This is a genomic window from Inquilinus sp. NPDC058860 (assembly GCF_042743185.1).
GTDB lineage: Bacteria > Pseudomonadota > Alphaproteobacteria > DSM-16000 > Inquilinaceae > Inquilinus.
The window spans coordinates 60,827-81,137 of the sequence record NZ_JBHYMS010000029.1; the positions used below are offsets into that span (position 1 = coordinate 60,827).

Annotated in this window: 19 protein-coding genes and 1 tRNA gene; 5 read left to right on the top strand and 15 right to left on the bottom strand. The window is 71.4% G+C overall.

The annotated features are described in order from the left end of the window. Nucleotides 1–9 precede the first annotated feature (9 nt). From ACFW16_RS20230 to ACFW16_RS20240, 3 genes are all read right to left on the bottom strand, one after another. Nucleotides 10–1,032 carry a sugar ABC transporter substrate-binding protein gene (locus tag ACFW16_RS20230; protein WP_380308283.1) on the bottom strand — a complete coding sequence of 341 codons (1,023 nt, stop codon included), beginning with the start codon at nt 1,030–1,032 and terminating at the stop codon, nt 10–12. Nucleotides 1,033–1,119: 87 nt separating this feature from the next. Beyond that, nucleotides 1,120–2,061, bottom strand: a complete 942-nt coding sequence (locus ACFW16_RS20235; protein ID WP_380308285.1) for a threonine/serine dehydratase — start codon at nt 2,059–2,061, stop codon at nt 1,120–1,122. Then, entirely contained in the window at nt 2,058–3,122 is a 1,065-nt protein-coding gene (locus tag ACFW16_RS20240; protein WP_380308286.1) for a succinylglutamate desuccinylase/aspartoacylase family protein, read from the bottom strand. Before ACFW16_RS20240 ends, ACFW16_RS20235 begins: the two co-directional genes overlap by 4 nt. A 145-nt stretch (nt 3,123–3,267) precedes the next feature. On the opposite strand from ACFW16_RS20240, the gene ACFW16_RS20245 reads away from it, so the two are divergent. Then, nucleotides 3,268–4,032, top strand: a complete 765-nt coding sequence (locus ACFW16_RS20245) for an IclR family transcriptional regulator (RefSeq protein ID WP_380308288.1) — start codon at nt 3,268–3,270, stop codon at nt 4,030–4,032. 164 nt (nt 4,033–4,196) lie between these two features. Here ACFW16_RS20245 and paoC read toward each other — a convergent pair whose 3' ends face one another. The 6 genes from paoC to ACFW16_RS20275 form a co-directional block, all read right to left on the bottom strand. Further along, nucleotides 4,197–6,404: an aldehyde oxidoreductase molybdenum-binding subunit PaoC gene (gene paoC / locus ACFW16_RS20250; RefSeq protein ID WP_380308290.1), complete on the bottom strand. Its 2,208-nt coding sequence runs from the start codon at nt 6,402–6,404 to the stop codon at nt 4,197–4,199. Nucleotides 6,405–6,407: 3 nt separating this feature from the next. Further along, nucleotides 6,408–7,358, bottom strand: a complete 951-nt coding sequence (locus ACFW16_RS20255; RefSeq protein WP_380308292.1) for an FAD binding domain-containing protein — start codon at nt 7,356–7,358, stop codon at nt 6,408–6,410. Beyond that, complete coding sequence (paoA, locus tag ACFW16_RS20260) at nt 7,355–7,864, bottom strand: aldehyde dehydrogenase iron-sulfur subunit PaoA (protein WP_380308294.1); 510 nt, start codon at nt 7,862–7,864, stop codon at nt 7,355–7,357. The genes ACFW16_RS20255 and paoA overlap by 4 nt, the downstream gene beginning before the upstream one ends. 554 nt (nt 7,865–8,418) lie before the next feature. After that, nucleotides 8,419–8,494 (bottom strand) — tRNA-Glu (locus ACFW16_RS20265). Nucleotides 8,495–8,565: 71 nt separating this feature from the next. Further along, the gene (locus ACFW16_RS20270; protein ID WP_380308296.1) at nt 8,566–9,624 is read right to left on the bottom strand and encodes a threonine aldolase family protein; all 1,059 of its coding nucleotides are present in this window, start codon (nt 9,622–9,624) and stop codon (nt 8,566–8,568) included. 28 nt (nt 9,625–9,652) lie between these two features. Further along, the gene (locus tag ACFW16_RS20275; protein ID WP_380308298.1) at nt 9,653–9,931 is read right to left on the bottom strand and encodes a hypothetical protein; all 279 of its coding nucleotides are present in this window, start codon (nt 9,929–9,931) and stop codon (nt 9,653–9,655) included. A gap of 74 nt (nt 9,932–10,005) precedes the next feature. On the opposite strand from ACFW16_RS20275, the gene ACFW16_RS20280 reads away from it, so the two are divergent. Continuing rightward, nucleotides 10,006–11,001, top strand: a complete 996-nt coding sequence (locus tag ACFW16_RS20280; RefSeq protein ID WP_380308299.1) for an RluA family pseudouridine synthase — start codon at nt 10,006–10,008, stop codon at nt 10,999–11,001. Between the two features lie 89 nt (nt 11,002–11,090). Further along, nucleotides 11,091–11,975 carry an RNA polymerase sigma factor RpoH gene (gene rpoH, locus ACFW16_RS20285; protein ID WP_380308301.1) on the top strand — a complete coding sequence of 295 codons (885 nt, stop codon included), beginning with the start codon at nt 11,091–11,093 and terminating at the stop codon, nt 11,973–11,975. A gap of 136 nt (nt 11,976–12,111) precedes the next feature. Here rpoH and ACFW16_RS20290 read toward each other — a convergent pair whose 3' ends face one another. After that, nucleotides 12,112–12,705, bottom strand: a complete 594-nt coding sequence (locus ACFW16_RS20290; protein WP_380308303.1) for a phosphoribosyltransferase family protein — start codon at nt 12,703–12,705, stop codon at nt 12,112–12,114. A gap of 116 nt (nt 12,706–12,821) precedes the next feature. Here ACFW16_RS20290 and ACFW16_RS20295 point away from each other — a divergent pair, with 116 nt between their 5' ends. After that, nucleotides 12,822–13,976, top strand: coding sequence for a PQQ-dependent sugar dehydrogenase (locus ACFW16_RS20295; protein ID WP_380308305.1), 1,155 nt, complete (start codon nt 12,822–12,824; stop codon nt 13,974–13,976). Here ACFW16_RS20295 and ACFW16_RS20300 read toward each other — a convergent pair. The 4 genes from ACFW16_RS20300 to ACFW16_RS20315 form a co-directional block, all read right to left on the bottom strand. Next, a complete protein-coding gene (locus ACFW16_RS20300; RefSeq protein WP_380308307.1) occupies nt 13,973–15,265 on the bottom strand; it encodes an adenylosuccinate synthase in 1,293 nt (430 codons plus the stop codon). The two genes, ACFW16_RS20295 and ACFW16_RS20300, sit on opposite strands and share 4 nt — an antisense overlap. Before the next feature lie 23 nt (nt 15,266–15,288). Further along, entirely contained in the window at nt 15,289–16,458 is a 1,170-nt protein-coding gene (locus ACFW16_RS20305; RefSeq protein WP_380308309.1) for an ATP phosphoribosyltransferase regulatory subunit, read from the bottom strand. Nucleotides 16,459–16,530: 72 nt separating this feature from the next. Continuing rightward, on the bottom strand, nt 16,531–17,766 hold the full coding sequence (locus ACFW16_RS20310; RefSeq protein WP_380308311.1) for a trypsin-like serine peptidase: 1,236 nt from the start codon (nt 17,764–17,766) through the stop codon (nt 16,531–16,533). Nucleotides 17,767–17,769: 3 nt separating this feature from the next. Beyond that, entirely contained in the window at nt 17,770–18,924 is a 1,155-nt protein-coding gene (locus ACFW16_RS20315; RefSeq protein WP_380308313.1) for a trypsin-like serine peptidase, read from the bottom strand. A gap of 162 nt (nt 18,925–19,086) precedes the next feature. On the opposite strand from ACFW16_RS20315, the gene ACFW16_RS20320 reads away from it, so the two are divergent. Further along, on the top strand, nt 19,087–19,929 hold the full coding sequence (locus ACFW16_RS20320; RefSeq protein ID WP_380308315.1) for a neutral zinc metallopeptidase: 843 nt from the start codon (nt 19,087–19,089) through the stop codon (nt 19,927–19,929). Nucleotides 19,930–19,965: 36 nt separating this feature from the next. Here the strand turns inward: ACFW16_RS20320 and ACFW16_RS20325 are convergent, their stop codons facing one another. Then, a complete protein-coding gene (locus tag ACFW16_RS20325) occupies nt 19,966–20,166 on the bottom strand; it encodes a hypothetical protein (RefSeq protein ID WP_380308317.1) in 201 nt (66 codons plus the stop codon). Between the last annotated feature and the right edge of the window lie 145 nt (nt 20,167–20,311).

Here is a 20,311-nt window from a genome sequence, read left to right on the forward strand (position 1 = left end):
CCTCTCCGGTCACTGGCCGACGGTCATGGCGGAGACCGGCTGCTTCGGCCCCAGCTGCTCGGTATAGGCCTTGGCCGCCGTGGTCGCGGCCTCGGGGGTGATGTGCTCGACCTTCAGCCCCTTGCCGGCCAGCGCCTGGGCGGTGGCGTCGGAGGTGACGAAATAGGTCGGCATGTACAGGTCCTTGGGCAGGCTCTCGCCCTTGGCCAGCCGCGCCGCCACGGCGATGTTCCAGTAGCCGACGCGATAGGCGCCGGTCAGGACGTCCATCACCATCGACCCGTCCTCGAGCAGCGGGTGCATCTCCTCGTCGCCATCATAGCCGGCGTAGAGCAGCTTGCGGTCCATCGCCTGGGCGACGGCGCTGGCGGCGAGGCACATCGAATCCGAGATGCAGCCGATCGCCTTCAGCTCGGGATAGGTCGTCAGCCAGGTCTGGGCCGCGTCGGTGGCCTTGGCCGAATCCCAGCCGGTGGGCTGGATGCCGACCAGCTTGATGTTCGGGAACTCCTTGGCCAGGGTCTCGGTGAAGGCCTTCTCGCGGGTGTCGGAGACGAAGTTGCCGCGGGTGCCGACCAAGAGGCCGACCTCGCCCTCGCCGCCCAGCGTCTGACCCAGCGCCCGGGCCACCATCGACATGTTCTCCTGGTCCGGATACAGGGTCGAGGTGTTCCAGCCGCCCTCGACCTTGTTGCCCATGGTGATGACCGGGATCTTGGCCGCCTCGGCCTTCTTGATCACCGGCAGCAGGGCGTTCTTGTCCAGCGGGTCGACCAGGATCGCGTCGACCTTCTGGTTGATGAAGTTCTCGATAATGGCGACCTGCTTCTCCAGGCTGCCCTCGGCGCTCTGCCAGGTCGCCTTGACGCCGTAATCCTGGGCCGCGGTGTCGCCCGCCTCCTTCATCCGCACGAAGAAGGAATTCTGCAGGTCGATGGCGGCGAGGCCGAGCACCGGCTCGGCGGCGGATGCGAGGCCCGACAGGGCCAGGACCGCGGTGAACGCCACGCCCGACAGCACATGTTTCATCATGGTCTCGTCCTCTCCTGTGAAGCCTCGATTGCACTGTTCTTGTTGGGAGGGCGTCGCCCTCCGGGCTTTGCCCCCCGGGCCCCGCGCTCAGGCGCCGAGGCCGTCCGTTCCCGCGCCGCAGACCAGGCCGCAGACGACATCGTCGTCGCGCGGCACCACCCGGCCGGATTGCAGCGCCGCGACCGAGGCGGCGCCGCTGAGATCGGCGGCGAGGCCGAGCTCGAACCACAGCCAGCGGGCCGCCCGCTCCATGTCCCGGTCCTCGATCAGCACCACCTCGTCGACGGTGCGGCGGATGATGTCGAAGATGCGCGGATCGGTGCGGCCGCAGGCCATCGTCGGCACCGCGGTGGTGACGGCGTCGAGCGTCACCACCCGCCCTGCGTCCAGGCTCGCGTGCAGGGTCGGGGAGCCGACCGGCTCGATGCCGATGATCCGCGCCTTCGGCTGCAGCGCGCGGATCGCCGTGGCCATGCCGGCGGTCAGGCCGCCGCCGCCGATCGCGATCAGGAACAGGCTGGCTTGCGGCAGGTCTTCGGCGATCTCCAGCGCCACCGTCCCCTGGCCCGCGACCACATCGGGATCGGCGAAGGGATGGAAATAGACGGCGCCGGTCGCCTCGGCGAAGGCGCGGGCGGCGCGGTCGGATTCGTCCCAGACCGAGCCCTCGATCCGCACCTCGGCGCCCCAGCCGGCCAGCTTGGCGCGCTTGGCCGGCGAGGCGTTGCCGGGCAGGAACACGGTGGTCGGCACCCGGGCGAGATGCCCGGCCCGCGCCACGGCAAGGCCGTGATTGCCGCCCGAGGCGGTGACGATGCCGCGGGCCAGCGTCGCCGGATCGGCGGCCAACAGCCGGTTGGTCGCCCCGCGCGCCTTGAACGAGCCGGTGACCTGCAGGCATTCCAGCTTGAGCCAGAGCGGCGCCGCGGCCGGCGCCTCGAGCAGTTGGTCGGCCCGGACCAGCGGCGTCCGTCGGACATGGCCACGGATCCGGTCGGCCGCAGCCTCGATGTCGCCGAAGCCGATCATCCGAGGCTCCCGCGATAGGGCGAGGCGACGACCAGGCAGCAATTGCCGGGCCGCACCCGACCGGGCTGGCGGCGGGCATAGACGATGCCGTCGGCGCCGGTGCGCAGCTCGGCCGGCGCGCGGCCCGGATCGTGCAGGAAATGGATGCGCCCGGCCGGCTGCCCGGCCCGCACCTCGGCGCCGTTGCGGTGATAGGGCTCGAACACCCCGTCATCGCCGGCGAGGACGTAGGAGGCGGCGCCCGCCACCTCGTAGACCTTGGGATCCGGCCGGCGCGGGGCGGCGAAGGACGCGTCCAGCACGCCGAGATGCGCCAGCACGCTGCGCACGCCGCGGCGGCAGATGTCGAGCGCGTCGAGCGACACGGTGCCCGCCCCCGCCATCTCGGTGCCGACCACGGTCAGCCCGGCGGCGACGGCGGCGGCGGTCGCGGTGCGCGGCTCGCCCAGATTGTCGACCACCACGGTGATCGGCGCGTCGAAAGCCAGCACCGCATCGATGTTGCGGCGCAGATGGGCGGGATCGGCCGCCGGCTCGACGATCGCGCTGGGCAGGATGTCGAGCGAGGAGCCGCCGGAATGCAGGTCGAGAAAGGCGTCGCCGCGCGGCAGCAGCACATCCTGGACGTAGGCCGAGATCTGCCGGGTGATGGTGCCCGCGGGATCGCCCGGAAAGGTGCGGTTGAAGTTCAGCCCGTCGACAGGCGAGGTGCGCTTGCCGGCCACCACCGCCGGCAGGTTGATCGCCGGGATCAGGATCAGCCGGCCCTGGATCGTGCCGGGGTCGAGGTCGCGGATGATCTCGCCGAGGGCGATCGGCCCCTCATACTCGTCGCCGTGGTTGCCGCCTTCGAGGATCACGGTCGGGCCGGTGCCGTTGGCGATCACCGCGAGCGGGATGCGCACCGTGCCCCAGGCGTCGTCGTCCGGCGATTGCGGGATGTGGAAGAAGCCGACCTGCCGACCCGGCTTGTCGAAGTCGATATCGGTGAACGCCGTGCTGCGACGCTCGGCCGGCCCGACCCTGCCCGATCCCACCGCCACGGTCTCGATGCTTTCCACGCTGCGCCTCCTGCGGGCGGTCTCGGCCGCCGTTGCAAGAACGCTAGGGTTGTTTCATTGGTGATGTCAACATCATATATAAAACACTCATCGGAACGCCGGCGGCGGCGATACAGTCCGGCCCGGAATCGCTTGGGGGTTGAATGTGACGGAGAAGAAGGCGGGCTATTCGGCGCCGGCGCTGGAGAAGGGCCTCGATATCCTCGAATTGCTGGCGAGCCGCGACGAGCCGCTGTCGCTGACCCGGATCGCCGACGAGCTGGGCCGGTCGAAGAGCGAGATCTTCCGCATGGTCATGGTGCTGCTGGAGCGGGACTACCTGGCGCGAGATCCGGCCAGCGACGACCTGACCCTGACCAACCGGCTGTTCTCGCTGGGGCTGCGCACGCCGCGGGTGCGCAACCTGGTGACCGAGGCGGTGCCGGTGATGAACGCGCTGGCGGCCGAGACCGGCCACTCCGCCCATCTGGTGGTGCTGTATCGCGGCCGGACGGTCGTGCTGGCCTCGGTCTCGGGCGAGCCGGACATCAGCTTCACCCTCAATCTCGGCTTCAACCGGCCGGCGGTGGACGCCACGTCCGGCCAGGTGATCGTCGCCTTCCAGCCGCCGGAGGTGCAGCAGCGGCTGATCCGCGAGAGCCTGCCCCAGGCCCAGGGCCGGGTGAACGAGGACGAGCTGCGGGCGTCGCTGGACGGCATCCGCGGCCGCGGCTTCGAGCTGCATGAGAGCCGCGATTTCGTCGGCCTGACCGACATCTGCTGCCCGATCCTGGACCGCAGCGGCCATGCCGTGGCCAGCATGATCATCACCTGCATCAAGCGGCACGGGCAGGAGGTCCGGCTGATGGACACGCTCGACGCCCTGAAGCGCGCCTGCGCCGTGATCAGCCAGGCGGCCGCCCGGGTGTAACGCCGCCCGTCGCAGCGCTATGGCTGAGCGCGCAGAGAATCGAGATCGCCGCAATCGGCCCTCACTTCTGCGAGGAACCGCTCTTCAGCATCGGCTCTGGCTGGCCTGCGGCGATGCTCAGGCCTCTGCCCCCAGGAGCGGAGGCCTCCTTCGCCTTCACGCGCTCATGCCACTTGCGGCAGCCGGTCGAGCAGCTTGTCGAGCGTGATCGGATAGTCCCGCACCCGCACGCCGGTGGCGTTGGTGACCGCGTTGGCGACCGCCGCGGCCACCCCGCAGATGCCGAGCTCCGCCACGCCCTTGGCCTTCATCGGCGACGAATACGGATCCGCCTCGTCCAGGAAGATCATGTCCTGATGCGGAATGTCGGCATGGACCGGCACCTCGTAGCCGGCGAGATCGTGGTTGACGAAGAAGCCGTGGCGCTTGTCGACCGCGAGCTCCTCCATCAGCGCCGCGCCGACGCCCATGGTCATGGCGCCGATCACCTGGCTGCGCGCCGCCTTGGGGTTGAGGATGCGGCCGGCGGCGCAGACCGAGAGCATACGCCGCACCCGGATCTCGCCGGTGGCGGCGTCCACCGCCGCCTCGACGAAATGCGCCCCGAAGGTCGATTGCTGATGCGTCTTGTCGAGATCGCCGTATTCGATGGCGTCCTCGGCGACCAGGCCGCCCTCCCCCGCCGCCTGGGCCAGCAGCGCGCTGCGGTTGCCGGCACGGACCCGGCCGTCGGCGAAGACCGCCTCGGCGGAGTTGAAGCCGAGCCTCTGCGCCACCGCCTCGCGCAGCTTGACGCAGGCGGCATAGACGCCGGAGGTCGAGTTGCTGGCACCGAACTGCCCGCCCGAGCCGCAGGAGACCGGGAAGGTGGAATCGCCGAGCCGCACCACCACCTTGTCGAGCGGCACGCCCATCATCTCGGCCGCGGTCTGGGCGATGATGGTGTAGCTGCCGGTGCCGATATCGGTCATGTCGGTCTCGACCGTCACGTCGCCGCGATGATCGAGCCGGACGCGGGCGCCGGACTTCATCACCAGGTTGTTGCGGAACGCGGCGGCGACCCCCATGCCGACCAGCCAGCGCCCGTCCCGGATCTGGCCGGGCTGCGGGTTGCGCCGGTTCCAGCCGAAGCGGTCGGCGCCGGTGCGCAGGCATTCGACCAGATGGCGCTGCGAGAACGGCCGCTCGGGCTTTTCCGGATCGACCTGGGTGTCGTTGATGATCCGGAACTCGACCGGGTCGAGACCCAGCTTCTCGGCCATCTCGTCGATCGCAATCTCCAGCGCCATCATGCCCGGCGCCTCGCCCGGCGCACGCATCGCATTGCCTTCGGGCAGGTCGAGGACCGCGAGCCGCGTCGTGGTCATGCGATCGGCGCCGGCATAGAGCAGACGGGTCTGGTTGGCCGCCAATTCGGGTCCGCCGCCCGGCAGGTCGCCGGACCAGCTCTCATGGCCGATCGCGGTGATCCTGCCGTCCCGAGCGGCACCGATGCGGATGCGCTGGATCGTCGCCGGGCGATGCGTCGTGTTGTTGAACATCAGAGGCCGCGGCAGCGTCACCTTCACCGGCCGCCGGGCGGCGCGGGCACCGACGGCGGCGAGCACGGCATCGGCTCGCACCCACAGCTTGCCGCCGAAGCCGCCGCCGATGAAGGGCGAGACCAGACGCACATTCTCCTTCGGGATGCCGAGCGTCTTCGCCACGTCCCCCGTGCTCCAGTCGATCATCTGGTTCGAGGTCCAGAGCGTCAGCTTGTCCCCGTTCCAAGCGGCGATGGAGGCGTGCGGCTCCATCATCGCGTGCCCTTGATCAGGCGTGGTGTAGGTCTCGTCGAGCCGCACCGGCGCTGCGGCGAAGGCCGTGTCGAAGTCGCCGACGGCGGTGTCGGGCGGACCGCCGATGCCGGGTTTGGGGATGATGGCGGAGTCTCTCGCCGCCGCGAGGTCGAAGGCGCCCTCGGTCCGGACATAGTCGACGCGGACCAGCTGCGCCGCGGCGCGGGCCTGCTCGAAGGTCTCGGCGACGACGACCGCGATCGCCTGGTGATAATGGTCGATCTCCGGGCCGCCGAGCAGCTTGGCGGTGTTGTAGTCGCCCTTGCCGAGCGTGCCGGCGTTCTCCGCCGTGACGATGGCGAGCACGCCGGGCGCGGCCTCGGCCGGCCTCACATCGATCGCGGTGATCCGGCCCTTGGCGATGGCCGAGCCGACGATGTAGCCATAGGCCGGGTTCGGCACGGCGTCGTGCCGCTCATAGGCATAGGGCGCGGTACCCGTGGTCTTCAGCGGGCCGTCGATGCGGTCGGTCGGCCGGCCGATGACCTTCAGCCGGTCGATCGGGTTGGTGGTGGCGGGGGTGTCGAACTTCATGGCTCAGGCTCTCGCTTCGGCCAGCACCGCGGCGAGCGTGCGCTCGACCAGCGGCAGCTTGAACGCGTTCTCTGGGGTCGGCTTGGCGCCGGCGAGCAGTAGCTCCGCGACCGGCTTGGCGCCGCGCGGCAGCTCCGCCTCGGCGGCCTCGACGCGCCACGGCTTGTGCGCCACCCCGCCAAGGGCGACGCGCCCGGTGCCGTCGCGCTGCACGATCGCGCCGACCGAGACCAGCGCGAAGGCGTAGGAGGCCCGGTCGCGCACCTTGTGATAGATCTGCGTGCCGCCGATCGGCCTGGGCAGCGTCACCGCGGTGATCAGCTCGCCGGGCTTCAGCATCGTCTCGATATGCGGCGTGTCGCCGGGCAGGCGATGGAGTTCGGCGATCGGGATGGTCCGCGTCGTGCCGTCCGGCTGCACCGTCTCCACCGTCGCGTCGAGGGCGCGCATCGCCACCGCCATGTCGCTGGGATGGGTCGCGATGCAGGCATCGCTCGTGCCCACCACCGCGAGCTGCCGGCTGAGGCCCTCGATCGCGGCGCAGCCGCTGCCGGGCCGGCGTTTGTTGCAGGGCTGGTTGGTGTCGTAGAAATACGGGCAGCGCGTGCGCTGCAGCAGGTTGCCCGCGGTGGTCGCCCGGTTGCGCAGCTGGCCGGAGGCGCCGGCGAGCAGCGCGCGGGAGAGCAGGCCGTAATCACGCCGCACGCGCCGGTCGGCGGCGAGGTCGGTGTTGCGCACCAGCGCGCCGATGCGCAGGCCGCCCTCCGGGGTCGCCTCGATGCGGTCGAGGCCGAGGCCGTTGACGTCGATCAGATGCGTCGGCGTCTCGATCTCCAGCTTCATCAGATCCAGCAGGTTGGTGCCGCCGGCGATGAACCTAGCGCCCTCGGTGCGGGACGCGGCCGCGGCGGCATCGGCGGGCGAGCGCGCCCGTTCGTAGGTGAAGGATCTCATGCCTCCCTCCCCGCGACCTCGGTGATCGCCTCGACGATGTTGGAATAGGCGCCGCAGCGGCAGATGTTGCCGCTCATCCGCTCGCGCAGCTCGGCCTCGGTCAGGCGCGGCCGGGCGGTGAGATCGGCGGTGACGTGGCTCGGGATGCCGGCCGCGATCTCGTCCAGCACCGCCACGGCCGAGCAGATCTGCCCGGGCGTGCAGTAGCCGCACTGATAGCCGTCATGCTTGACGAAGGCGGCCTGCATCCGGTGCAGGCGGCCGGGCCGGCCCAGCCCCTCGATGGTGGTGATGCTGTCGCCGTCATGCATCACGGCGAGGGTCAGGCAGGAATTGACCCGCCGCCCCTCGACGATGACCGTGCAGGCGCCGCACTGGCCGTGATCGCAGCCCTTCTTGGTGCCGGTGAGATGCAGGTGCTCGCGCAGCGCGTCGAGCAGCGTCGTTCGGGTATCAAGCTCGAGGTCGCGGGCCTCGCCGTTCACGGTGAAGGTCAGCTTGGACATGACGGGTGCTCTGGCAGTGGCGGCTTCGGCATCGGTGACCGAGGGCGCCGTCTCATCGCCACGGACGCGGCGGTCCCGATCATCAGGCCACGCCGGCTGATTGCGAGTTCGCCGAGGTTCTGCATGGTGTCCCAATCCCACTTCGCTGGCGGTTGCTGGCACATGGGCGATTCAGCCGTCGGGGGCGCCTCTTGCGGCCGAGGCGTTTTGGGCATGTCAGGGTGCGACAGGCCCTCGCGATGGGGATCGCCGCCACCCTGTTACCGGAGCCAATGCCTCGTTGCCGGCACGGGTTCCGCTCCCGCCGGCCCGGCCCTTGCGGCGGCGACCTGTCCTCGATCTAGGGAGATCGACGGCGGCGACCAGACGTCCGGCCGCGCATGAACCTATGAACGGCGATCATGAATTCCCACTGGACGTCGCCGAGGCCTGCGGGACTGTCAGGAGGTGCGTCATGGCTCGACCTCGCCAACCCGGGGGTAGACCGGGCAGGCCGATCCGGCGCCGAAAACGACAAAGCCCCGCACGGGCGGGGCTTTGTCGTTGAAATCGCTTGGCGTCCCCTAGGGGATTCGAACCCCTGTTACCGCCGTGAGAGGGCGGTGTCCTAGGCCTCTAGACGAAGGGGACTGAGGCGCGGGCCCGGATATAGGGGAGCCCACGCGCCGACGCAAGACATTTCCGTCGGTTTTTTGACAGCCCTACCCGGCCGCCGCAGCAGCGCCGGGCACGAGGCAGCGCCGCGCCCGCTCCAGCACCGTCTCGATCGTCGCCGCATCGGTGTCGAAGGCGCCGACGAAGCGCCAGATCTCGCCCTCCCAATGCGCCGCGGCCACGCCCTGGCGCTTCAGCCCCTCGGCCAGCGCCGCCGGCAGGCGGACGAACACCTCGTTGGCCTCGACCGGGTGCTCCAGCGCCACGCCGGGCAGCGCCTGCAGCCCCTCGGCCAGCTGCCGCGCCCGCGCGTTGGCGTTGCGCGCCAGGCGCAGCCACAGCCCGTCGGCCAGATAGGCCTCGAGCTGGGCCGAGACGAATCGCATCTTCGACAGCAGGTGCCCGGCGCGCTTGCGGCGGAAGGCGAAATCCGCCGCCTTGTCCGGATCGAAGAACACCACCGCCTCGGCCATCACGCAGCCGTTCTTGGTGCCGCCGAAGGACAGCACGTCGATCCCTGACTTCCAGGTCAGCTCGGCCGGCGAGCAGTTCTGCGACGCAAGCGCATTGGCGAAGCGCGAGCCGTCCATGTGCACGGCCAGGCCGTGGCCCCGCGCCGTCTCGGCCAGGGCGCCGACCTCGGCCGGGCTGTAGACGGTGCCGGATTCGGTCGCCTGCGACAGGCTCAGCATCGCCGGCTGGCTGCGATGGACGTCGCCGCGCCACTCCGGGACGGCGGCCGCCAGCGTCGCCGGGGTCAGCTTGCCGTGCGCGCCGTCGGCCAGCAGCAGCTTGGCCCCATGGGTGTAGAACTCCGGTGCTCCGCATTCGTCGACCGCGACATGCGCCTCGCGATGGCACAGCACCGCGCCATAGGGCGGGGTGAAGGTGGCCAGGGCCAGGGCGTTGGCCGCCGTGCCGGTCGGCACCGGGAAGGCGGCGACGCGGCGCTCGAACAGCTCGGACAGGCGGTCCTGCAGCCGGGCGGTGATCTCGTCACCGCCATAGGAGGGCACGCGCCCCCCGGCGGCGCGGGCGATCGCCGCCAGGATCTCGGGCGCGGCGCCGGCGACATTATCGCTGGCGAGGTTGATCACGTCGGTCATGCCGAAATCCTCGGGCGGATGGGGTCTGTTACGGAGCGGTGGTCAGAAGAGTCGTGGCGGCGCCGGTGCGCGGGTCGATGCTGCGCACCTCCTGCCGGCCGCCGGGCAGTGTGATCAGGATCACTGCGCGATCACCCGCGGCGGTGATGCTAAGGATGGTGCTGCCGGCAGGCAGCGCGGACGGCGCGGCGGCGGTCGCCGGCGTCGTGGCGGGAACGACGGCGGCCGGTGCCGGGGCGGACCCCGGGGCCAAGAACCGGCGGCCCAATTCCCCGACGACGACGGCAGCGATCAGGATGATGACCACAAGCATCGCCCAAACGGTTATCTTCACCGCCCGCAATGACCCAGCTTCCAGACGCACCCGCCACACCCCTATCCATGGACGGGACCATTCCCGTCGTTCCCCTGGTCGTCACGATCGGCCCGGATTCCACCGGCCAGCGGCTGGACCGCGCCCTGGCCGCCGCGGTGCCGGACCTGTCTCGGTCGCGGCTGCAGGCGCTGATCGCCGCGGGCTGCGTGCGGGAGGGCGAGCGGACAGTAGAAGACGCCTCGGTCAAGGTCAAACCCGGCCAGCGCTTCGAAATCCGGGTGCCGCCGCCGGTCCCGGCGGAGCCGGAACCCCAGGCGATCGGACTTGATATCGTGTACGAGGATTCCCATCTCATCGTCATCGACAAGCCGGCCGGACTGGTGGTCCACCCCGCGGCCGGCAATCCCGATGGCACCCTGGTCAACGCCCTGCTCGCCCATTGCGGCGCGCAGCTGTCCGGCATCGGCGGCGTCGCCCGCCCGGGCATCGTCCACCGCCTGGACAAGGACACCAGCGGGCTGATGGTGGTGGCCAAGACCGATGCCGCCCACAAGGCGCTGTCGGCGCAGTTCGCGGACCGCACCCTGTCGCGCACCTATCTCGCCCTGGTCTGGGGTCGGCCGAGCCCCTCGGCCGGGACGATCGAGGGCGCGATCGGCCGCGACCCGCGGAACCGGCAGCGCATGGCCCTCGTCAAGGCTGGAGGCAAGCCGGCGCGGACGCACTACCGGGTGCTGCGCCCGGCGGGCACCGAGGCCAGCCTGGTGGCCTGCAAGCTGGACACCGGGCGGACCCACCAGATCCGGGTCCACCTGACCTCGATCGGCCATCCGCTGATCGGCGATCCGGTCTATGGCCGACGCCCGCGCTCGGCTATCGGGCCCAAGGCCGGCGGCAACGAGGCGGCGCGGGGCTTTCCGCGGCAGGCTCTGCACGCGGCGAAGCTGCGCTTCCGCCATCCGGCGGATCAAAATGAACTCGAATTCACGAGGCCCCTTCCGGGAGACATGCGAGATTTGCTCGTCTCCCTCGCGGGGGAAGACCGTATACCCGAGTGCTGAAGTCGGGTATTATGACTGGGTCCGGATGAGTCATCCGGAAGGGCGCCCGCCTCCCGAGAGGCCCGGGCGCCGGAGAGGGAGCAAGATTTATGGCACAAGCTGCACGCCTGCCCGTCCTGGGGGCCGAATCCAACCTGAGCCGCTACCTGCAGGAAATCCGGCAGTTTCCGATGCTGGAACCGCAGGAGGAGTTCATGCTCGCCAAGGCGTGGCGGGAGCATGGCGACACCGAAGCGGCACACCGGCTGGTGACCAGCCATCTGCGGCTGGTGGCGAAGATCGCGATGGGCTACCGCGGCTACGGCCTGCCGATCTCGGAGCTGATCTCCGAGGGCAATGTCGGCATGATGCAGGCGGTGAAGCGCTTCGACCCGGACCGCGGCTTCCGCCTGGCGACTTACGCCATGTGGTGGATCCGTGCCGCCATCCAGGAGTACATCCTGCACAGCTGGTCGCTGGTGAAGATGGGCACCACGGCGGCGCAGAAGAAGCTGTTCTTCAACCTGCGCAAGCTGAAGGGCCAGCTGCAGGCCATCGAGGACGGCGACCTGAAGCCGGAGACGGTGACCAAGATCGCCACCGAGCTGTCGGTGCCGGAGCAGGACGTGATCTCGATGAACCGCCGCCTGGCCGCGCCGGACCATTCGCTGAACGCGCCGTTGCGCGTCGACGGCGAGGGCGAGTGGCAGGACTGGCTGGTCGACGAGCGCGACAGCCAGGAGGTGCTGCTGGCCGACAAGCAGGAGCTCGGCAAGCGCCGGCAGCTGCTGAAGGATGCGATGGCGCATCTGAACGACCGCGAGCGCCGCATCCTGAGCGAGCGCCGGCTGCGCGACGAGCCGACCACGCTGGAGGATCTGAGCCAGGAATACGGCATCAGCCGCGAGCGGGTGCGCCAGATCGAGGTGCGCGCCTTCGAGAAGCTGCAGAAGGCGATCCGCAACGCCGCGGTCGAGGCCAAGCTGGCCCACTGACCGCAGCCCCACTGAGACCGACGGCCGGAGCCTTGCTCCGGCCGTTTCCATTTGTGGAATCGTAGGTTGGGTTTGCGGAACGCGAACCCAACATCGTGCAGCCCGAGACAGTGTTGGGTTCGCAAGCGAACCCAACCTACGGACCAGGCACCCGGTCGACGAGTGGCACGCCGGCGGCGCAGAGCGGGCAGTCCTCCGGCCGCCACATCCCGCGCTCCAGAGCCGCCAGGGCCAGCAGCGGCACGCCCTGCACCGCGGCGATCCGGCCCGCCGCCTCGCCGAGGGTCAGCAGGCAGGCGACCCCGGCCGGCACCGCGCCGTGGCGCAGCAGCTCCGTCAGGGTCAGGCCCAGCGCCGAGCCGGCATTGATCGCGTCGTCCGCCACCAGCACCCGCCGCCCGGCCACGGCGGCCGCCAGCGGCGCCGGGAGCCGGTACCGCACCGCGCCGTCCTCGACCCGGCGCTCGGCATGGACGAAGCCGAGGCCGAGCTCGGCCGCGATCGACTGGGCCAGGAAGGCGCCGCCGGCCAGCGGGCCGCAGACGATCTCCGCCGCCAGCCCCGCCGCCCGCCCGGCCAGCGCCGCGGCCCAGCCGCGCATCCGGGCGGCGTCGAGGAACAGCAGGTCGAGGTCGAGCCAGAGATCGCCGTGATGGCCCGATTCGTAGCGGAAATGCCCGCGCTCGGCGGCGACCGCCTGTCGCAGCGCCCGTTCGATCCGATCCGTCATCCGCCTGCCCTCCCCGGCCGCGTCATCATGTCCGCGAACCGTCTCGCCGCGAAGTGTTGCCTGCGATGCCCCGCCCCCCATGTCAGACGGGTCGAGACCGAGACGAGGAGAGCCTGATGCGCGTGCCCATCCCCGCCTTCGCCGCCCCCGCCATCGCCGCCGCAGCCCTGCTGACCCCCGTTCCGGAGGCCGCCGCGATCGATACCGCCTACGACACCCAGAAGGGCCGGATCCGCGTCCAGACCGTGGTCGAAGGGCTGAGCCACCCCTGGGGCCTCGCCTTCCTGCCGGACGGGCGGATGCTGGTGACCGAGCGCGGCGGCGATCTCCGCCTGATCGGCGGCGGCAAGGTCTCCGAGCCCCTGGCGGGAGTGCCGGAGGTGGACACCGGCGGCCAGGGCGGGCTGCTCGACGTCGCGGTCGACCCCGCCTTCATCCAGAGCCGCATGGTCTATCTCAGCTATTCCGAGGCCGGCGACGGCGGCAACTCCACCGCCGTGGCGCGCGGCCGGCTGAGCGAGGACGGCACCCGGCTGACCGGGGTGGAGGTGATCTTCTCGCAGAAGCCGAAGCTGGACAGCGCGATGCATTTCGGCTCCCGCCTCGTCTTCGACCGGCAGGGCCATCTCTTCATCACCCTCGGCGAACGCTCCAAGGCCCAGTTCCGCGACCAGGCGCAGCAGCTCAATTCGCATCTCGGCAAGCTGATCCGGATCTGGCCGGACGGCTCGGTGCCCGAGGACAACCCCTTCGCCGGCCGCAAGGACGCGCTGCCGGAGATCTGGTCGTACGGCCATCGCAACATCCAGGGCGCGGCGCTGAACCCCGAGACCGGCGTGCTCTGGATCAACGAGCACGGGCCGCGCGGCGGCGACGAGATCAACATCCCCGAGGCCGGGAAGAACTACGGCTGGCCGGTCGTGTCCCACGGCGTCAACTACGACGGCAGCCCGGTCGGCGGCGGCCGGCAGGAGGCGCCGGGCATGACCGGGCCGATCTACCAGTGGACGCCGTCGATCGGCGTCTCCGGCATGGCCTTCTACACCGCCGATGCGATGCCGGGCTGGCGCGGCGACGTCTTCGTCGGCGGCCTCGCCATCCCCAAGCTGGTGCGGCTGGATCGCGACGGCGACCGGATCACCGGGTCGGAGGACCTGCTGGAGGATCTGGCCTTGCGCATCCGTCAGGTGGTCCAGGGGCCGGATGGCGCGCTGTACCTGCTCACCGACGAAAGCGACGGCGGGATCCTCCGCGTCGGGCCGGCGTCCTAGTCGGCGAACGGATCCCGCACCAGGATGGTGTCGTCGCGTTCCGGGCTGGTCGACAGCAGCGCCACCGGCGCCTCGATCAGCTCCTCGATCCGGCGGATGTACTTGATCGCGGTCGGCGGCAGGTCGGCCCAGGAGCGGGCGCCCTTGGTGCTCTCCTCCCAGCCGTCCCACTCCTCGTACACCGCCTTGGCGCCAGCCTGCGCCGACTGGCCGGCCGGGAAGTGATGCAGCACCTGGCCGTCCAGCTCGTAGCCGATGCAGATCTTCAGCGACTTGAAGCCGTCCAGCACGTCCAGCTTGGTCAGCGCGATGCCGTCGATGCCGCCGGTCTTCACCGCCTGCCGCACCATCACCGCGTCGAACCAGCCGCAGCGCCGCGGCCGGCCGGTGACCGTGCCGAATTCGTGGCCGCGCTCGCCCAGGCGGCGGCCGATCTCGTTCTCCTGCTCGGTCGGGAACGGGCCGGAGCCGACGCGGGTGGTGTAGGCCTTGGTGATGCCGAGCACATAGCCGATGCCTCTCGGCCCCATGCCGGAGCCCGCCGCCGCCTGCCCGGCGACGGTGTTGGAGGAGGTGACGAACGGATAGGTGCCGTGGTCGATGTCCAGCATCGCGCCCTGGGCGCCTTCGAACAGGATGCGCTTGCCGTCGCGTTTCAGCGCGTCCAGCCGCTCCCACACGACGCCGACATAGGGCAGGATCTTCGGCGCCACCTCGCGCAGCTGGGCCAGCAGCTCGGCCGGGTCGACCTCGTCGGCGCCCAGCGCGCGCAAGAGCGCATTGTGATGCGCCAGCAGGGCCTCGACCTTGCCCGGCAGCGCCGCCTCGTCGGCCAGGTCGCAGGCGCGGATGGCGCGGCGGCCGGTCTTGTCCTCATAGGCCGGGCCGATGCCGCGGCCGGTGGTGCCGATCTTGGCCTCGCCGCGCGCCGCCTCGCGGGCCCGGTCCAGCGCGCCGTGCACCGGCAGGATCAGCGCCGCGTTCTCGGCCAGCAGCAGGTTCTCCGGCCCGACCTCGACATCCTGGTCGCGGATGCGCTCGATCTCGGCCAGCAGGGCCCAGGGGTCCACCACCACGCCGTTGCCGATGATGCCCAGCTTGCCCGGCCGCACGATGCCCGAGGGCAGCAGCGAGAGCTTGAGCACCTTGTTGCCGATGACCAGCGTGTGGCCGGCATTGTGGCCGCCCTGGAACCGCACCACCACGTCGGCCCGGCTGGACAGCCAGTCGACGATCTTGCCCTTGCCCTCGTCGCCCCACTGGGCGCCGACCACGGCCACATTCGCCATCGGAATACCTCGTGCCTTCTAACTCAGACCTCGTCGAGCCGGCCGTCCCTGAGGACCCAGCCGCAACCGAGGCGGCGCGCCTCGACGAGAGGATCGGCGCCGGGCTCCAGCCCGGCGATGGTGACATGGCCTTCGGCCCTGAGCGCTGCGCCCTCGCCCGGCGCGGTGCCACGGGGCAGGAACACCCGGCGCGGCGGCTGCGGCGGCGGGGCCGCCCGCAGCACTGTGTCCATGAACAGGGTGAAGCCGGTCGCTTCCTCGCCCTCGGCGCCATTGGCGCGGTAGCGGCCGCCGCGGCCGACCTCGCCGCGGGCCCCACGGGCGAACAGGGTGAAGGCGACGCCGGTGTGGTACTCGAAGCCGCGATGCTCGACGAAGTCGACCGTCACCATGAGCTCCGGCGCCGAGACGCGGATCAGCCGCACCACCTCGGCCAGCCGGTCCAGGATCGGCCGGGTCACGGCCGGAAGGTCGATGCCGGCCAGCGCGGCCAGCGCCGCATCGGCCGGGCCGGAGGCGGCGAGCAGCCCGCCGAGGGCCGCCGCGGCCGCGCCGCCATGCTGGGCGACGGCGGCGGCGTCCTTGCGGTCGAGCGCGTGGCGCAGCGCGGTGCCGGCCTCGCCCCCGACGCCGGAGGCGTCAACGCCACGGGCCACGCCTAAGGCGCCGAGCAGCGCCGGCACCAGGGTCGGCTCGGTCAGGTCCAGCGCCAGCCGGTCGACCCCGACCGCCTGCAGCGCCTCGACCGCCAGGAGGGCCGCCTCGGCATCCGCCGCCGGCTGGGCGCCGCCGATCAGCTCGGCGCCGACCTGGGCGAACTGCCGCTCGGGACGAAGCTGGGTGCCGCGCACCTGCAGCACCTGGCCGGCATAGGCCAGGCGCAGCGGCCGCGGCGCCCCGGCCAGGCGGGAGCGGGCGATGCGGGCGACCTGCACCGTCATGTCGGCGCGCAGGCCCAGCATGCGGCTGCCCATCGGGTCCATCAGCCGGAAGGTGTGCCGCGCCATGCTGGCGCCGACGCCGGACAAAAGCGTGTCCTCGAACTCGACCAAGGGGGGCTTGACCCGGTCGAAGCCGTGGCCGCCGAGGACGGCCATCATGCGTTCGATCACCGCCGCTTCCTGCGCCGCGTCGGGCGGCAGGACGTCGTAGAATCCTTCGGGGAGAAGCGCGGGGTTGAGAGCGTCGGTCATGACGTGCCGCACGCTAGGGCCTTCGTGCCCCCGGCGCAACGACGAAGGCGGCCCGATCCCCCCGCCTTGCGCTCACCCCCCATGCGCGGCGAGATACTTCGCCAGCGCATCGGCGAAGGCCCGGCTGTCGACGGCGAGATAGGCGTTGTCGGCCCCGCCGTCGCGGAAAAAGCGGGTGACCACGGCGACCAGGGCGTAGCCGCCCCTCTCCTTCATGAAGATCGGGCCGCCGCTGTCGCCCTTGGTCATGTCGCAATCATGCTTCAGCGTGTGGTCGCGGCGCAGCGCCAGGGCGCGGCAGCCGCTGTGCGCCGTCATCCGGTCCGGCGCGTCCCAGGCGTAGCCGGCCTGGACCAGCGGCACCCAGTCGCCGGCCTCGATCCGCGCCTCGTCCGCGGCGGTCAGCCGGTGCACCGCCATGGTGCTGGCCCGGTCGCCGATATCGGCGTCGAGCAGCAGGATGGCCCAGTCCGAGCCGTAGTCGGCGCGCTCGTCCTCCTCCCGGTCGGTGTCGGGGCGGTAGCCCGGCGCCAGCTGGATCGAGACGATGCCGGCCTCGGCCACCGCGTCGTCGCCGTCGCGGCCGGCGCGGAAGCCGTTCGGCTCGTCACGCTCGCCATCGTCGCGGAAGAAGCAGTGGGCCGCGGTCAGCACCACCCGCCGGCCGACCAGCGTGCCGGTGCAACTGCCGCCGCTGTCGAAGGCGATCTCGCCGATCGCGGTCCAGGGCATGCGGTCGGGCCGGACCATGCGGCGGTCGTCACGGCCGAAGAAGTGGTCGCGGATGCCGGGGACGGTGTCGCGGCCCAGGCAGTCGGCGGTGTCGCTGCGGGCGGCGCAGCGGCCGGTGCCGGTACCGGGCTCGTCGCAGACATCGTCGAAGGCGGTGGCGCAGCTGTTGATGTGGTTGCGCCGGGCGTAGAGCGGCCGGCAGTCGCCGATGTCGGTGCCGTCCGGGCAGACGCCGGTGCCGATCCCCGGCTCGTCGCAGGCGCCGTCGTTCGACCAGTAGCAGCCGTCGCCGCCGCCGGTGCGCAGCGGCCGGCAATCGGTGCTGTCGCGGCCGGCATCGCATTCGCCGGTGCCGATCCCCGGCTCGTCGCACTGGCCGTCGAAGGCCCAGCGGCAGCTGTTGTCGCCGGTCTTGAGGGCGGCGCAGTCGGCGTCGTCGGTGTCCGCGGCGCATTCGCCGGAGCCGCCGAAGCGCTGCTCGTCGCAGGCGCCGTCCCGGGCCCAGCGGCAGCTGTCGTCGGCCCGAGCGGGCCCGGCCAGGGCGAGGACCGCGAGCGCCGCGAGGACGGCCCTCACGGCTCAGCCGCCATGGGCGGCGACGTATTTCGCCACCGCCTTCTCGAAGGCCCGGCTGTCGACCGCGAGATAGGCCGAGCGGCTGCCGTCGTCGCCGCCGTAGAAGCGGCTGACCACGGCGACCACGGCGTAGCCGCCGGGCCGCTTGATGAAGATCGGCGAGCCGCTGTCGCCCTTGGTCATGTCGCAGTCGTGCAGCAGCGTGCCGTCGTCGCGCAGCGAGACGATGCGGCAGCCGACATGCTCGGTCATCCGGTCCGGCGCGTCCCAGGCGTAGCCGCCCTGCATCACCCGGACCCAGCGCCCGGCCTCGATGTCGGCCTTGTCCTCGGGCTTCAGGCGGTGCACCGCCATGATGCCGGTGACGTCGCCGATATCGGCGTCGAGCTCGACCAGCGCCCAGTCGAGCCTGTACCAGGACTCGCCGCCATGGCTGCGGCCCTGGCGGAAGCCGGGCGGCAGGAGGAAGCCGGCCACGCCCGCCTGGGCCACCTGGCTGGTCCCGTCGCGGCCGGCGCGGAAGCGGCGCGGCCGGTCCAGCGAATCGTCGTCGCGCATGAAGCAATGCGCGGCGGTCAGCACCACCCGCCGCCCGACCAGGGTGCCGGAGCAGGCGCCGTGGTCGAAGGTCAGCTCGCCGATCGCGCTCCACGGCATGCGGTCGACCCGGGCCAGGCGGCGCTGGTCGCGGCCGAAGAAGTGGTCGCGGATGCCGGCCGGGGTGTCGCGGCCGAGGCAGTCGGCGGTGTCGCTGCGCACGGCGCAGCGGCCGGTGCCGGTGCCCGGCTCGTCGCAGATGTCGTCGAAGGCGCTGGCGCAGCTGTTGTCGCGGTTGCGCCGGGCGTAGAGCGGCCGGCAGTCGGCGGCGTCGGTGCCGTCGGCGCAGACCCCGGTGCCGATGTCCGGCTCGTCGCAGCTGTGGTCCTCGGCCCAGCGGCAGCTGTCGTTGCCGCCGGCGCGGACCGGCCGGCAATCCGACGTGTCGGTGCCGGAGGCGCAGTCGCCGGTGCCGATCCCCGGCTCGTCGCAGCGGTCGTCGAAGGCCCAGCGGCAGCTGTTCGGGCCGGATTTGATGCCGGCCGCCTCCGCCGGGGCGGCCGCTGCGCAGAGGCAGAGCACCGTCCAGGCAGCCAGCAGGCGAAACGTCAGAACGGGCATGCCTGGACCAAGGCGGAGCATCCGAAGCGAAGCGATCCCGCATCCTAGACGCGATCCCGCGGCGAAACGATGGCGGATCGCGCTATCGCCCGACCTCCCTTAGTATGGAACCGGAAGGGTCGCGGCGGGTTTCCGGCTGCGCGATCAGGGGAGAGAGCATCCATGCGGTGGCAGGATCTGAGGCGCAGCAGCAATGTCGAGGACCGGCGCGGCATGCGCCCGGCCGCGGTCGGCGGCGTGGGCGGCATCGGCGCGATCGTGATCGTGCTGGTGGCGCTGTTCTTCGGCGTCGATCCCTCGGCCCTGCTGCAGCAGGTCGACCCCGGGCCGTCCCAGACGGAGACGGCCTCCGGCCCCGCACCCCAGGACGAGATGTCCCAGTTCCTCGCCGCCGTGCTCGGCAGCACCGAGGACACCTGGGGCGCGGTGTTCCAGGAGGCCGGCAGCCGCTACGCGCCGCCGACGCTGGTCCGGTTCAGTGGCGCCGTGGGCTCCGCCTGCGGCTCGGCCAGCGCCGCGATGGGGCCGTTCTACTGCCCGGCCGATCGGAAGGTCTATATCGACACCGCTTTCTTCGACGAGCTGAGCCGCCGCTTCGGCGCGCCCGGCAAATTCGCCGAGGCCTATGTCGTGGCGCATGAGGTCGGCCACCACGTGCAGAACCTGCTCGGCATCATGGACAAGGTCAGCCAGCTGCGCGCCCGCGGCGGCGTCGACGGCAACGAGCTGTCGGTGCGGGTCGAGCTGCAGGCCGACTGCTTCGCCGGGGTCTGGGCCAAGCGCGGCGACCAGCAGAGCCGGTTCATCGAGCCGGGCGATGTCGAGAGCGCGATGAAGGCCGCCGCTGCGGTCGGCGACGACGCGCTGCAGAAGCAGTCCCAGGGCTATGTCGTGCCCGACAGCTTCACCCATGGCAGCTCGGAGCAGCGGGTGCGCTGGTTCCGCCGCGGCTTCGACAGCGGCAGCCCGACCACCTGCGACACCTTCTCGGCGCAGACGCTGTAGCCACCGACCATCGATGGGCGGGCGCACGGCGATCCGTCACCCGGTGTCGGGTTTTCCTGGCTCCTGGCAGGCGTCGTCGAAGTCGACGCCGAGGGAGGCGCAGAGGCGTTTGGCCGCCCGGACCGGGGGCTCGGCGTCGATCAGCGCCTCGACGTCGGACTCCTTGAGCCGAGCCTCCAGCCCGGCCTGGAGGGCGGGGACCCGGTCGGCGGCGATGCCGTCGAGCGTGTGCTGCATCAGCTCGTTCACCCGGGCCCGGCGCCGCTGGCGGGTCCCGGCCGGGTGCCGGCCGGCGGCGGCGGATAGGACAGGTCCGACCAGTCGGTGGCCCGCCGGCGCCATTGCTCGGACAGGCCGAGGCCGCAGGCCAGGCCGGCGATGA